Source organism: uncultured Thiohalocapsa sp. (assembly GCF_913063425.1).
GTDB lineage: Bacteria > Pseudomonadota > Gammaproteobacteria > Chromatiales > Chromatiaceae > Thiohalocapsa.
In genome coordinates, this window is record NZ_CAJXYK010000016.1 from 23,418 (window position 1) to 37,837 (window position 14,420).

General features: G+C 73.1%; 10 protein-coding genes. 4 read left to right on the forward strand and 6 right to left on the reverse strand.

Annotated features, from left to right (window positions below):
• Positions 1-429: 429 nt before the first annotated feature.
• Genes QZ607_RS10720 through QZ607_RS10735 form a run of 4 tightly spaced genes read left to right on the forward strand, consistent with a single transcriptional unit; the run spans position 430 to position 7,454 of the window.
• Positions 430-2,439, forward strand: coding sequence for an HlyD family efflux transporter periplasmic adaptor subunit (locus QZ607_RS10720; RefSeq protein WP_295882588.1), 2,010 nt, complete (start codon positions 430-432; stop codon positions 2,437-2,439).
• Positions 2,440-2,465: 26 nt separating this feature from the next.
• A complete protein-coding gene (locus QZ607_RS10725) occupies positions 2,466-4,616 on the forward strand; it encodes an efflux RND transporter periplasmic adaptor subunit (protein ID WP_295882591.1) in 2,151 nt (716 codons plus the stop codon).
• A 4-nt stretch (positions 4,617-4,620) separates the two neighbouring features.
• Entirely contained in the window at positions 4,621-6,630 is a 2,010-nt protein-coding gene (locus tag QZ607_RS10730) for a hypothetical protein (RefSeq protein ID WP_295882594.1), read from the forward strand.
• A gap of 2 nt (positions 6,631-6,632) precedes the next feature.
• Entirely contained in the window at positions 6,633-7,454 is an 822-nt protein-coding gene (locus QZ607_RS10735; RefSeq protein WP_295882595.1) for an efflux RND transporter periplasmic adaptor subunit, read from the forward strand.
• A 19-nt stretch (positions 7,455-7,473) separates the two neighbouring features.
• Here the strand turns inward: QZ607_RS10735 and QZ607_RS10740 are convergent, their stop codons facing one another.
• The 6 genes from QZ607_RS10740 to QZ607_RS10765 all read right to left on the reverse strand — a co-directional run bounded on the left by QZ607_RS10740 (position 7,474) and on the right by QZ607_RS10765 (position 14,376).
• Positions 7,474-8,439 carry a radical SAM protein gene (locus tag QZ607_RS10740; protein WP_295882597.1) on the reverse strand — a complete coding sequence of 322 codons (966 nt, stop codon included), beginning with the start codon at positions 8,437-8,439 and terminating at the stop codon, positions 7,474-7,476.
• Positions 8,439-9,311 carry a hypothetical protein gene (locus tag QZ607_RS10745; protein WP_295882599.1) on the reverse strand — a complete coding sequence of 291 codons (873 nt, stop codon included), beginning with the start codon at positions 9,309-9,311 and terminating at the stop codon, positions 8,439-8,441. Before QZ607_RS10745 ends, QZ607_RS10740 begins: the two co-directional genes overlap by 1 nt.
• A gap of 8 nt (positions 9,312-9,319) precedes the next feature.
• Positions 9,320-10,192 (reverse strand): hypothetical protein, encoded by an 873-nt coding sequence (locus tag QZ607_RS10750; RefSeq protein ID WP_295882600.1) that lies wholly within the window; start codon positions 10,190-10,192, stop codon positions 9,320-9,322.
• Positions 10,193-10,222: 30 nt separating this feature from the next.
• A complete protein-coding gene (locus QZ607_RS10755) occupies positions 10,223-11,284 on the reverse strand; it encodes a methyltransferase (protein ID WP_295882601.1) in 1,062 nt (353 codons plus the stop codon).
• 162 nt (positions 11,285-11,446) lie between these two features.
• Complete coding sequence (locus tag QZ607_RS10760; protein ID WP_295882602.1) at positions 11,447-12,700, reverse strand: glycosyltransferase; 1,254 nt, start codon at positions 12,698-12,700, stop codon at positions 11,447-11,449.
• A complete protein-coding gene (locus QZ607_RS10765) occupies positions 12,682-14,376 on the reverse strand; it encodes a trehalase family glycosidase (RefSeq protein WP_295882603.1) in 1,695 nt (564 codons plus the stop codon). Before QZ607_RS10765 ends, QZ607_RS10760 begins: the two co-directional genes overlap by 19 nt.
• Between the last annotated feature and the right edge of the window lie 44 nt (positions 14,377-14,420).

Genomic DNA, 14,420 nt, shown 5'->3' on the forward strand with positions numbered 1-14,420 from the left:
ATGGACCGTGTGCGCCGCACCGGCGCAGGCCCCTGCCGCCGCGGCGCAACATTCTTGACAACGGCTCAGGGTATTAAATCGTGCCGGCCTGCGGCTATCCCTGTCATCGGCGTTTCGCCGCCCTTCTTCGCCGCACCGGCATCAGCGCACAACTGTATTTTGGATAAGTGGATGCCGTATACAGTTTCGCGGGGATGAGTGTCCCTGTATCGGTCATATTTACGAGCCGCTCTGTGCGAAAATACCGGCGGCCGGCTTCGTGTAACGCTTAGGCTGTCACAATGATCACCGCCGCAGGATGAGAACGCCCCGCCGACGCCACTCGGCTGCCAGGGTCAAGTCGGGCAGGACCGGGCGGCACAGGGTCCGCCTCGACATCACCACGCGCGGCCCTGAGCCCCCGCCGGCGCCGCACCTCCCGCAGTGGCCATGAGCACCGACAGCAGCACCACAGCCGGGCAAGCGCCCGCCCTCGACGGCAGCCGAAGCGCCGGCGCGGACTTCACCGACCCCGCCGCCTGGGAGCGCCTCCAGGACGCGGCGGACCCGCAGGCCTTCGCCGCCGCCTGGCTGGACCTGCAATGCCGCCTGCTCGGCGATGTCACCCTGGCCGTGCTGGTGCTGCACGACACCGACACCGGCGAGCTGCGCCCGCAGTGCTGGTGGCAGCCGCCGGCGGCGGACGCCACCGCCGGCAGCAGCGCCACCGCACCCGAGGCCGCCCACCCGGCGCTCACCGCCGTCGCCGAGCTGGCGGTGGCGCAGCGCCGCGGTGCGGTGCGCCGGCGCGGCGGCGACGGACCGGCGGATGCCGGGAACACCACGCGTGGGGACGCCCGTGACGTCTACGCCTGGCCGCTGATGACCGGCGAGCGGGTGGCGGGCGTCGTCGCCGTCGAAGCCGCGCACCGCGGGGAGCCGCGCATGCAGCAGGTGATGCGCCTGCTGCAATGGGGCGCCGCCTGGTGGCAGCCGCGCCTAACCGCGTCGGACAGTGCCGGCGGGCACCAGGCGCACACCGGCGTGCTCGGTGTCCTGGTGAGCGCCATGGAGGCCAACGGGCTCGCCGCCGCGGCCACCGCTGCCGTCACCGAGCTGGCCCTGGTGCTGGACTGCGACCGCGTCGCCTACGGCAGCCGCCCCGGCCGGCACGTGCGGGTGCGCGCCCTGTCCCACTCCGCCCAGTTCAACAAGAAGAGCAGCCTGCTGCGCGACATCGGCGCCGCCATGGACGAGGCCATGGACCAGCAGGCCACCGTCCTGCTGCCGGAGCCCGCGGCTGCCGACGCAGCCGGCGCCGGCCTCGCCACCCACGCCGCCCGCCGCCTCGCCGAGCGCCACGGCGCCCGCGCCCTCTGCGTGCTGCCACTGGCCGACGCCGGGCACATCGTCGGCGCCCTCAGCCTGGAACGGGATGCGGAGCGCCCCTTCACGGCGGCGGAGCAGGCCCTCGCGGAGCACACCGCCACCCTGCTCGGCCCGGTGCTGGAGGCCAAGCGCCGGGACGATCGCTGGATCGGCGCCAAGAACCTGGACGCCTTCATCGGGCTGCTCGGCCGGCTCTTCGGGCGCGGGCACCTGGTGCTCAAGACCAGCGCGCTCGGACTGCTGGCGGTCGCGGTTTTTCTGGCCACGGCCACCGGCGCCTACCGCATCAGCGCGCCGGCGACGCTGGAGGGGCGGGTGCAGCGGGCACTCACCGCGCCGCTGGACGGCTTCATCGCCGGCACCGCCGTGCGCCCCGGGGACCTGGTGCGGGCAGGCGACCTGCTGGCGCAACTGGAGGACAAGGACCTCAAGCTGGAGCAGGCCAAGTGGGAGGCGGAGCGGGCCAAGCTCGCGCGGGAATACAGCCAGGCCATCGCCGAGCGCGACCGGGCGCAGATGCGCATCCTCGGCGCCCGCATCGACCAGGCCGAGGCACGCGCGGCGCTGCTCGCCGAGCAGCTCGCGCGCACCAGGCTCACGGCCCCCTTCGACGGCGTGGTGGTCTCCGGTGACCTGAGCCAGTCCATCGGCGCGCCGGTTTCCCGCGGCGACCTGCTCTTCGAGCTGGCGCCGCTGGACGACTACCGGGTGGTGCTGGAGGTGGACGAGCGCGACATCGCCCGGGTGCACCCGCGCCAGCCCGGGCGGGTGGCCCTGGCGGGCCTGCCGGAGGAGCCTCTGCCCATCGAGGTGGTCAAGCTCACGCCGGTGGCGGAAGCGCAGGCGGGCGACAACCGCTTCCGGGTGGAGGCACGGCTGCAATTGACGGCGCCCGGGGACGCCGGTGTCGGGGCCGACGCCGCGGTGCTGGACGCCGCCACTCTCACCCTGCTGCGGCCCGGCATGCGCGGCATCGGCAAGCTCGACGCGGGCGAGCGCAAGCTGTTCTGGATCTGGACCCATCGGCTTGCGCACTGGCTGCGCATGCAGTGGTGGTCCTGGGCCGGCTGAGCACCCATCGCAGCACCTTTCAGGACATGAGCGAGACCCTCTACAGCCCGGACTGGTACCGCGTGGCGCCGCTCAGGCCGCGCCTGCGCGCCCACGCCCAGATGCACCGGCACGCCTACCGGGATGCGGTCTGGTACGTGCTGGAGGACACCGCCAGCGGGCGCTGCCACCGCCTCTCCGCCGGCGCCTACGGGCTCGTGGGCATGCTGGACGGCGTGCGCACCGTGCAGCAGATCTGGGACGCCGCCCAGGCCCGTGACGGCGAGGACGCACCCACCCAGCAAGAGACCATCCGCCTGCTCGGTCAGCTCCATGCAGCGGACCTGCTGGTGGCGGACCTGCCGCCGGACAGCGCCGAGATCGCCGAGCGCCACGACCGCCAGCAGCGCCGGCAGCTGCGCCAGCGCCTGGCCCAGCCGCTCGCCGTGCGCATACCCCTGTGGGACCCGGACGCCTTCCTGACCCGCTGGCTGTGGCTGGTGCGCCCGCTTTTCAGCTGGGTCGGGCTGCTGCTCTGGCTCGCGGTGGTGGTCACGGGTGCGGTGCTGGCGGCAAGCCATTGGTCCGCCCTCACCGGCAATCTGGTGGACCGGGTGCTGAGCGCGCAGAACCTGCTGCTGCTGTGGCTCGCCTACCCGCTGGTGAAGGCGGTGCACGAGCTGGGCCACGGCTTCGCCGCCAAGCGCTGGGGCGGCGAGGTGCACGAGATCGGCATCATGTTCCTGGTGCTGATGCCGGTGCCCTATGTGGAGGCGTCATCGGCCTCGGCCTTCCCGGACAAGTACCAGCGCATGGTGGTGGGCGCCATCGGCATCATGGTGGAGCTCTGTCTCGCCGCCCTGGCCCTGTTCCTGTGGCTTGCGATGGAGCCCGGCGTGGCCCGGGCGCTCGCCTTCAACGTCATGCTCATCGGCGGGGTCTCGACGCTCTTCTTCAACGGCAATCCGCTGCTGCGCTTCGACGGCTACTATGTGCTGGCTGACTGGCTGGAGATCCCGAACCTCGCCACCCGCGCGCAGCAGTACCTGGGCTGGCTCACCCAGCATCACCTGTTCGGCGCCCGCGACCTGGACCCGCCCCACAGCGCACCCGGCGAGCGCGGCTGGCTGGTGTTCTACGGCATCGCCTCCTTCCTGTACCGGCAGTTCATCCTGTTCGCCATCGTGCTGTTCATCGCCGGCCAGTTCTTTGTGCTCGGCGTGCTGCTGGCCATCTGGGCGGTGACGCAGCAGCTCCTCTGGCCCCTCGTGAAGGGCCTGCACTTCGTGCTCACCAACCCCAAGCTCGACCGGCGCCGCGCCCGGGCGGTGCTGGTCACCGCCAGCCTCGCGGCGGCGCTGCTGGCGGTGATCGCCGTGGTGCCGGTGCCGTCCTGGACGCGCACGGAGGGCGTGGTGCAGCTGCCCGAGGAGGCACGGCTGCGGGTGCAGGCGGCAGGCACCGTCACCCGGGTGCTCGCCGCCGACGGCAGCCGGGTACAGGCGGGGCAGCCGCTCCTGGCGCTGGCGGACCCCTATCTGGACGCGGAAGTGGCGCTGCTTCAGGCGCGCCTGCGCGAGCTCGACGCCCGCCTCACCGCCGCGCAGGTCACCGACCGCTCCCGCACCCGGGTGCTGCACGAGGAGATCGCCCAGGCCCGCCGCGACCTGCAGCGCGCGCAGGAGAAACAGGCCGGCCTGGTGCTGAAGAGCCCGGCGGCGGGGCAGCTGGTGCTGCCGGACGCCGCCGACCTGCCCGGACGCCACCTCGCCCGCGGCACCCCGGTGGGCTATGTGACGGCGCCGGGCCGCGCCGAGATTCGCGCCGTGGTGGACGAAGATCGCATCGGCCTGGTGCGCGAGCGCACCGACGCCGTGTCCGTGCGGCTGCGGTCCTGGGCAGCGCAGCCCGCAGCGAGCCGCATCCTGCGCCAGGTGCCGGCGGCCACCCAGGACCTGCCGGCGGCGGCGCTCGGCAGCGGCGGCGGCGGGCCGGTGGCGCTGGACCCCACGGACCCCAACGGCCGCCGGGCGCTCACGCCCGTGTTCGTGCTGGATCTGGCGCTGCCGCCGGCGCTCGCCGCCGAGGCCCTGCCCGGGCAGCGCGTGGCGGTGCGTCTGGACCACGGCGCCGAGCCCCTGTCGGTGCAGTGGTACCGGGCGCTGCGCCAGCTGTTCCTGTCGCACTTTCAGGTCTGAGGCCGTGCTCACCGGTTGGCACACACTGCTCGCGCCACCGCCGGTGCCGCGCCCCGGCCCGGTGCTGGGCACCTATCCGGAGCGGGCCTTGTCCCGGCTCGGGCCGCTGGAGCGACTCTGGGACCGCAGCCTGGGCACGCTCCGGGGCCTGGCACCCGCGCACACGCGGCGCTGGCAGGGCATCGTGCGCGCCGTGCACCGCCAGGCACCGGCGCTGGCGGCGCTCGACGGCCCCGCGCTGGCGGCGGCGGTGGCAGACGCACGCGTGGCGCTGCGCCGGCAGGGGCTCAGCCGCGCACCCTGCATCCGCGCCTTCGCCCTGGTGCGCGAGCAGGCCCACCGCGTGCTGGGCCTCACCCCCTACGACGAGCAGCTGCTGGGCGGCTGGGCCATGCTGCGCGGGCGGCTCGCGGAGATGCAGACCGGCGAGGGCAAGACCCTGACGGCGACGCTGCCGGCGGCCACCGCCGCGCTCGCCGGCATCCCAGTGCACGTGATCACGGTCAACGACTACCTGGTCCGGCGCGATGCCGGGCAGATGGGTCCCCTGTACCGGGCGCTGGGCCTGAGCGTGGGTGCCGTCACCGCAGACATGGACCACGCCGCCCGCCGCGCCGCCTACGCCTGCGACATCGTCTACTGCACCAACAAGCAGCTGGTGTTCGACTATCTGCGCGACCGCCTGGCGCGCGGCGGCGCCGGCGCCCTGCGCCTGCGCCTGGATGGCCTCTTCGGCAGCGCCGCCGTGGGCGGGCGCCTGCTGCTGCGCGGGCTCTGCTTCGCCATCGTCGACGAGGCCGACAGCGTGCTCATCGACGAGGCGCGCACCCCGCTGGTGATCTCCGGCGGCGCCGGCGCGGATGCCGACCCGGACCCGGCGGTGTACCGGCAGGCGCTGGCGGCGGCGGCGGCGCTGCGCGAAGGCACCGACTTTCGCCTGCGCCGCGCCGAGCGGGAGGTGGAGCTGACAGACACAGGCCGCGCCGCCCTCGAGGAATCCATGGACGGGCTCGGCCGCGTCTGGCACAACGCCCGCCAGCGCGAGGAACTGGTGCGCCAGGCCCTGTACGCGGCGCACCTGCTCAAGCGCGACACGCACTACCTGGTGGCGGACGACAAGGTGCAGATCGTCGACGCCTACACCGGCCGGCTCATGCGGGACCGCACCTGGGAGCGCGGCCTGCACCAGCTGGTGGAGACCAAGGAGGGCTGTACGCTCACGCCGCGCAATGCCACCCTCGCCCGCATCAGCTACCAGCGCTTCTTCCGCCGCTACCTGCACCTGGCGGGCATGACCGGCACCGCCCGCGAGGTGGCCGCAGAGCTCTGGGCCGTGTATCGCCTGGGCGTGGCCCTGGTGCCGACGCACAAGCCCCTGCGCCGCCACCTGCTGGGCGAGCGCGTGCACCGCGATGCGGGGGCCAAGTGGCGGGCGGTGGTGGCGCGGGTGCAGCGCATGCACGCCGCAGGCCGGCCGGTGCTGGTGGGCACGGTGTCGGTGGAGGCGTCCGAGCAGCTGAGCGCCCGACTCACCGCCGCCGCCATCCCGCACCAGGTGCTGAACGCCCGTCAGGACGCAGACGAGGCCGCGGTCATTGCCGCCGCCGGTGCACCGGGGCAGGTGACGGTGGCCACGAACATGGCCGGGCGCGGCACCGACATCCGGCTCGCCCCCGGCGTGGCGGCGCACGGTGGACTGCATGTCATTGCCACCGCCCGCCATGAGGCCCGGCGCATCGACCGCCAGCTCTTCGGCCGCTGCGCCCGCCAGGGAGACCCGGGCAGCGCCGAGGCGCTGACGGCGCTGGACGACCCGCTGCCGGCGCAGAGCCGCTGGTGCAGGCCCGCGGCCCTGCTGCCCTGCGCCGCCCAGGGCTGCGCGCCGCTGGCGGTGTGGCTGGAGCGCCGCGCCCAGCGCGCGGCGGAGGGCCGCCACGCCCGGGTGCGCCGGCGTCTGTTGCAGCTGGACGAGCAGGTGGGCCGGCTGCTCGCCTTCACCGGCCGGGGGGAATGAGCATGAGACAACACAGATATCCGGTCACTGCGGCGGCGGTGCTGTGCAGCCTGGCGGCGGCGATGCCGGCCCAGGCGTCGGACCTCGCCGGCTTCGACTGCGTCATCGAGCCCGCCAGCGTCACCGAGGTCAGCACCCGCGAGGAGGGCATTCTGGAATCCCTCACCGTCGGTCGCGGCGATCAGGTGCGCGCAGGCCAGGTCATCGGCTGGCTCAATCGCGACGTGGAGCAGGCCACGGTGGACCTCGCCGAAGCCCGCGCCACGGTGGATGCGGAGATCGCGGAGCTGGAAGAAAGCCTCGCCTTCGCCGAGCGGGAGCGCGCGCGCATCCAGCAGCTCTCCGAGGCCAAGGCCATCTCTGCCACCGAGCAGGACAAGGCCACCAGCGAGGCCAAGCGCGCCGCACTGCGCCTACAGCAGGCCCTGGAGCAGCGCCGCATCGCCGAGCTGGAGCTGGCCCGCGCGCGCCGGCTGCTCGCCAACCGCAACATCCAGAGCCCCGTGGACGGCGTGGTGATGGAGCAGCTGATGGCGCCCGGCGAGTCCGCCGAGAACCGCCCCATCCTGCGCATCGCCGAGCTGGACCCGCTGCACGTGGAGATCTTCGTGCCCGTGGAGCGCTTCGGCGCCATCGATGTGGGCATGCGGGCTGCGGTGATGCCCCGCTACCCCGGGGCCGAGCCCCAGCAGGCGGAGGTCACCGTGGTGGACCAGGTCATCGACGCCGCGAGCGACACCTTCGGCGTGCGGCTGCGGCTGCCGAATCCGGACTTTCGCATCCCGGGCGGGGTGCGCTGCGATATCCGCTTCCTGCCGGACTGAGTCGGGCCGTCCCAGACGCTCAGGCCCGCTTGACCGCCGGCGGCTCGCCCCAGCGCCGGGCGGCGGGGTCCTCGGCAAGCGGCGTCAGCGCCGTGGCCTCGTGGCCGTACTTGCGGATGTAGGCGGTGTTGAGGCCGAGGCACTCGCTCGCCGCACAGCGCTCGCGGTGCACGCACTGGTAGAAGCCATTGCGCATGAATTCGTCCCAGAAGGCCGGGTCGATGAACAGGTTGGGCTGGTCGTTGTAGACCAGGTGCGCATCGGTGCCGAGCAGGCAGGCGGGGAAGTTCTTGATCTCGATCTCGCGGCCATGGGCACGGCAGCGCTCGATGGCCCGGCGCAGATAGGGCAGCACGTCCTGGTGGCGCGGGATCAGGTCCTTGGCATCGTCCTCACGCATGGGCCAGTAGGCCCAGAACTCCATCTGCACCAGGCGCTTCAGGTGCGCGAGTCGCTCCACCACGTCCGGCAGCAGCCGGTAGCTGCGCTCGGTGACCACGGTGTTGGTGAGGCTCACCACGTGCGGATACTGCTCCAGATTCTCCAAGCCCCGCAGGGTCTTGTCGAAGGAGCCCCGCACCGTGGTGATGCGGTCGTGGCTCGCAGCGTCACTGCCGGCAACGCTGACGAAGAACTCATCCACGCCCGCATCCACCAGCCGCGCCAGGTAGTCCGCCTTGGCGAGGTGCATGCCGTGGGTCTGGATGCGCACGTGGCGGAAGCCGGACTGGTGCGCCCGGCGGGCCAGCTCCGGCAGGTCGCGGTGCAGGGTGATCTCGGAGCCGGTGAGGATGAGGCCGTGCCAGCGGCGCTCGGCGCGGTTGCGCGCGAGCAGGGCCTCGAAGTCCTGCCGGCGGCCGGGGTGCAGCCGGTCCATGGTGCCCTCGATCATGCAGTGCTCGCAGCGCAGGTTGCAGCGGAACTCCATGGTGATGGAGGCGTAGCGCTTGGGGTCGAAGCGCGCGCGGTGCTCGGCTGGCGTCATCACAGATACCCGAAGAAGCTGACCTTGGGCACCTGCAGCCGCCCGCCGGTCATGCGGTAGTCGAAGGCGAGGTCGAAGCGCAGGTGATCGAGCCGCGCGCGGTGGTGCTCGGCAAAGGCCGTGAGCGCGGGGGGAAAGCCGAAGCGCCGCAGAAAGACCACCAGTACATCGATGCCGAGGCGGGTGAAATACACGGCGTCGTTGTCGCGCTTGTTGGCCACCACGGTGGTCTCGCAGCCCATCAGCTCCGGCAGGAGCACCTGCTCCATCCGCAACAGCGTCGGGTCGAGGTGCACGGACTCCAAGACCTTCTGCTCGATTTCCGACCGTTGGCGTCGGGTACTGAAGAAATAGTAGAGATTCCGGAAGCTCAGACCCGCCGCGGTCAGCTCGTAGCAGAGCCCCGCCGAGACGCTGCTGCCGGGGGTGCCGATATAGAGGCTCAGGGCATCGATGCCGCGGCGCCCGCGGACAAGGTCGGCATCGAGGTCCACGGAGCACATGAAATAGGGCAGGTGGCGCGGGTCCGCCAGCTTGGTGGCCGCAGCCGGCCCCAGCGCGCCGAGGATCTCGGCGACGCCGCGCTGGCGCTGCTGGCGGGCGTAGTCGTAGACGTACAGCTCCCAGCACAGCCGGCCGTCGGCGAGCTTGACGCCCCAGACGGTGTTGCCGGGGCCGAGCGCCCGCTGCACCGCGCGGCAGAGCGCCCGCAGCGGCTCGACGACGCCGGCGGCGGCGAAGCTCGCATAGAGCAGGTTGACGCTGCGCAGCTTGCCCGCCGTGGGTGCCGCCGGCGGATAGTCCCAGAGGCAGAAGTCGGTGTAGCGGTCGCCGGGGGCACTCGGCTCCAGCCAGCTCGGTGTCAAGGTCATGATGTCGATCACCTCCCGCCGGCGGCGGCCGGCGGCGCCAGCCGACCGGCGCCGTAGAACAGGGTGCAGAAGGGTCGGCCGTCGCGGGCGATGCCGCCGGCGAAATGGCCGAGCGGCGTGTCGGCGAGGGCATCGAGCAGCGCCGCCGCGGCACCAGTCGGCAGATCGAAGCCGCGTGCGAGACCGAGCAGCGGCGTGCGCAGGGCGCCCACGGGCAGCTCGGCGTCGTACAGGCCGAGGTCGAAGGACCGCCGTTGGTTGCCGCCCTCCGTCACGGCGAGGAGCATCAGCTCGGCGGCGGACAGGCGTTGCGCGGCGCGGCTCACCAGGGTGCGCGCGGCGTCCCGCAGCAGGTCCGCCGGCGGCGATGCGCCGGGGAGCAGGCTGTCGATGCGCGCGCACAGGGTCGCGGTGTCGGCGGCAGACCAGTCGCGGTACTGGGCGATGCTGCGCCGCGCCGGGTGCTGCGGGTCCCACTTGTACGCCAGGTGCACAAGGCGGCCGGCGTCGCCGTTGGCTGCATCCGCCGCGGTGGACCGAGCGGACTGGGGCAGCTCCAGATAGAGCTTGTGCAGGGTGCGCGGACCCTCGCCCTCGATGGCGACATGCAGGCTGCAGGCGGCGCCAAGGCGGGCCTTCAGGTCCTGGGCGAAGGCGGCCGGCAGCCCGAGCTCCAGGAGCAGTCGGCCAAGGGCGGCGCTGGCCCGGGGCCTGCGCGGCGGGTGCAGGGTCAGCATGAAGCGGCGGGTGAGCGCCTGCCCCGGCAGAAGCTTGACGGACGCCTCCCACAACAGCACGGAGGTCAGGGGCCAAAGCCGTTCGGCCAGGGACCAGGCCTCCGCTGAGGGCGCGGTGAGCGGCTGGATGGGCTCGGCGGCCATGGCGTGCAGCGGCTCCCGCGGCGGTGCCCGCTAGCCTTGACGATGCGGCGCTGCGGCGCCGGCGGTGGGCTTGTGCGCGGTGACGAGCATGAAGGGCAGGTCCAGCTCCACCACCTCGGCCTCGATGCCCATCAGGCCGAGCCCGGTCAGGGTCTGCACGTAGAAGTCCGCCGTGCGATAGAAGCCCGCGAACAAGAGCACCGGCAGCTGCCCGAAGGCCGGCGGCGCGGCGAGCTGCTCAAGCCGCCGGCGCTCGAAGATCACCACGCGACCCCCCGGGCGCAGCGCGGCGACGGCCCGGCTCAGGAGGGTGCGCGCCTGGGCCTCGGGCCAGTCGTGCAGCATGGACTTGAAGCACACCAGGTCGCAGTCCGTCGGCAGCGGAGCGGTCAGCGCGTCCCCGGCGAGAAACTCGATGCGCGCACGCTCCGGCGCCTGCGCCAGGTGCCGGCGCCCGAGGGCGCACACCGCGGGCAGATCCGCCACCACGGCCCTGAGCTGCGGATGCCGCGCCAGCGCCTGCCGCGCCAGCTCACCGCTGTTGCCGCCGATGTCCAGCAGCCGAAAGTGCCCGCCAAGGGGCAGCCGGTCCAGCAGCGGCGCGGCCTCGTAGCGGGTCAGCACGGTCGTCAGGCGCAGCCAGCGCTCCGTGTCCGCCAGATTGTCGGCCGCGGTGTCCAGCGCGCGGTCATAACGGAAGAGGGCGAGGGCGCGGGAGCGCGCCAGGAAGGCCGGCGGGTCCGCCACCAGCGCCGTGAGCCCCTGCACCAGGTCCGGCAGCAGCAGGGTGCTGAAGGCGATCTTGGCCTCCATGAGATCGCGGAAGGCGAGCGCGGCGCGGAATGCATCACTCAGGGCGAGGGCGTCGCCGTGCTGCTCAAGCATGCCCGCATGCCGCAGCAGCTCGGTGAGGAGCAGACAGCCGTTGCCGTCGAGCCGAAGCCGCGCCGCCAGCGCCGGCGCGCTCGACGCCTCATCCGCCAGCACGTCGATGACGCCGAGCTCCAGCGCCGAGGCGAGGGCGCGGGTGCCGAGCAGGGTCTGAAGGAATTGATCGACCGCGAGGTAGGGATACATGGGCAGCCCCGGCATCAGGCAAATCCCATTCAAGCGCACAAGGCTGCCGGCTGTCCACGCCTCCCGGGCGCTGCCCCGCGGGTACGCCGACTTCAGCCGACACCCTGGGAAAGACGGACGTCAGTCCGCCGCTGCAAGTGATCGTTTGACCCCAGGGGTGTCGCAGCCGCGCAGACACTAGCTCCGGAAGGCATCGGCATAGATGCCGAGCAGCAGCTCGAAGGTGCGCTCCCAGCCGTAGCCGGCGCGCACCACATGCTCGCGCGCGGCGGCACCCATGGCCGCGCGCTCGGCAGCCACGGCACGGACGTTGGCGGCAAAGGCCTCCGCGTCCCCGACGCGCCCGAGGCGGCCGGTGCCCGGTGCCACGCGCTCGCGCAGCGCGCCGGAATCGACGCCCACCACCGGCAGGCCCGCCGCCTGGGCCTCCACCACGGCGAGGCCGAAGGTCTCGTGCGGGCCCGCGGTGACATAGATGTCGGCGGAGGCGAGCGCCGTCGCCTGGCGGGCGCGGTCGGACTCGTACCCCGGCAGGTGCAGGCGCGGGACCTGCTCGGCGCGGCGGGCGAGCTGCTCGTGCAGCGGCCCCTCGCCCATGAGCATGAGGTGGCAGCGGCTGGGCGGGGTATCGGCGGCCGACGCGGGCGCGCGGCAGTCCTCGGCGAGCACCAGGCGGGTGAAGGCATCCGCCAGCAGCATGACGTCCTTCTCGGTGTCGAGCCGCCCGCAGTAGATGAGCAGCAGGTCCGCGTCGGCGATGCCATGGTCGCGGCGCCATTCCGCGCTGCGCCGCTCCGGGGCATAGCGCTCCAGGTCCACGCCCAGGGGCACGATGCGCGTGCCCTCGACGCCGTACTCGCGGATGCGCGCCGCCTGCGCGTCGGTGGCGGCGAAGGTCAGGTCGCAACGGCGGAAGATCTGGCCGAAGGTGGCCTCGGCGCCGCTCTCGATGGCGTCGCTCAGCTTGTGGCCCCAGCCGCCGAGGGTGTCGCTGATCTCCTCGACGCCGTCGGCCAGGAAGTGCCGCAGCGGTGCGCCGACATAGGCCTCGGCCACGTCGGTGTGGAAGTAGGCGGACACCAGGCAGGGCCGGGCCACGCCATGGCACTCCTCGCGGTAGCGGAACGCGGCCCAGGGCGAGACGAAGAAGCTGCCGAGCTCCACCACGTCCGGTGCGCTGCGCTCCAGGGCGTGACGGATCTTCGCCGGCTGCCAGAAGAACCGGTACGGCCGGCAGCCCGGGATGACGGGGCTCTGGATCTCGATCTTGGTGAGCGGGCCCGCGCGACTCACCTGGTCGCGCTGTCCCGGCACGATCAGCACATGCTCATGGTCGGTGCTCTCCGCGATGTACCGACGCTTGTGGTCGATGTAGGTGCGGATGCCGCCGCTGGTGTCGGTGTAGGCCAGGGTCAGGTCGCAGAAGCGCATGGGAGGGTGCCTTCGGTGGCGCCGTCGAGGACGGCCGTGAGGTCCACGGCGCTGCCGCGGGCCGTGGTGAATGCGGCGCTGCGCCCGCGCTGGGTGACACTGCCGGTGACTGTGCCGGCCGCGTCGGCCTGCAGCCCGAGCCGCACATCGTGCCGCGGCAGCCGCAGGCTGAGCCGCAGGCCCGCCGCCGCCGGCGGCAGCCGCGGGCACAGGCGCAGGCGCCCGGCGCGGGCCTCGAGCCCCAGCACCACCTCCAGCAGCAGGTTGTTGGCGAGCCCGGTCCAGCCGACGAAGTCCTTCTGCGGACCCGTGCCCAGCGTGAAGGCCTTCCAGCGGTTGCCGCGCTTGCGGTGGAGATGGCGCGTGTGATGGTGGTCCGGGTCGTAGAACTCGTAGATGCGCCGCTCCTCGGCGAACACCCGGTACACGCCCAGGCAGAGCCGCCAAGCGAGCTCTGCGGCGGCCTGCTCGCGGCCGTAGCGCAGCAGGCCCTGGATGACGCCGTAGGCCGTATTCAGCCACACCGGTCCGCGCCACATGTCGCGCTCGAAATGCGGCTCGCCGCGGGCCACGGACGGCAGCGGCATGCGGGTGCCGAAGCCGTCCGGGGCGAGGATGCGTGCCACCAGGCGCTCGGCGCGGGCGGCATCCGGCACCCCGGCCCAGAGCGGCAGCAGGGCGGCGATGGTGGCCACCCGCACCGGGCTGCCGGCGCCGTCGCGGTCGTAGTAGAGGCCGTCGCGCTCGTCCCAGAGCAGGGCATCGATGCGCCGGCGCAGCAGCTGCGCTTCGCCGGCGTAGTGGTCGGCGGCGGCGCCCCGGCCGCTCAGCACGGCGAGCCCCGCCAGGGCCTCCAGCTGCAGCACCACATAGCTGCTGAAGTCGGCGGCAGCGATATGGGTCGTGCGGCGCAGCGCGCTCTCGTCGGTGTTGCTGAAGCGCGGGGCGTTCTCGACGCCCGACTCGTACGGGTGCGCCCAGGCATAGAGGCCGTTGTCGAGCCGGCGGTGGCGGTTCAGCCAGTCGTGGTAGGCGCAGAGGACATCGAAGTGGCGCCCGGCGAGGGCCCGGGCGGCGGGCGCCGGCAGCCGCTCTGCGAGGCGCGCCAGGGACCAGGCGATGAGCGGCGGCTGGGTGTAGGGGGACTCGTGGAATTCCGTCACCACGTGCTGGAGCCGGTCGCCGTCGCGCAGCTCCACCACGGCGTTCAGCACCTCGGCGGCCACGGTCGGGTCCCACCAGCCCCAGACCTGCGCGATGAACGCGGAGTCCCAGAGATAGACGCCGCGAAAGGCCGGCCCCGGGATGGCATGGCGGGTCGAGGACAGCAGGTCCGCCCGCTGAAGGTTGGCGAAGAGCAGGGCGTAGACCTCCGCGAAGCCGTCGTTGATGGCCTGGGCGTCCGGATGGCCTGCCGCCTCCAGATGTGGCGGCGGCAGCGTGATGCCCTTGCCGCGCAGCACCGCCGGCGGCAGCTCGATGGGCAGGGCGCCGGTGCGCCCGGCGGCGATGCGCGACCACACCAGCAGGTGCCAGACGTAGGTCAGCCCGCGGTACCAGCGCCCCACCACCTGCGGGCGGCGGATGCGCGCGGCGGCGTGGCGCAGCCCCGCCAGCAGGTGTCGCAGCCGTGGCAGGACAGGGCGGGCGTCCGGCGGCGGGTCAGAGGCTGTCATGGCGCCCCGCCGCGGTGATGGTGCAGGCCGGGCTCGGCGTTGAG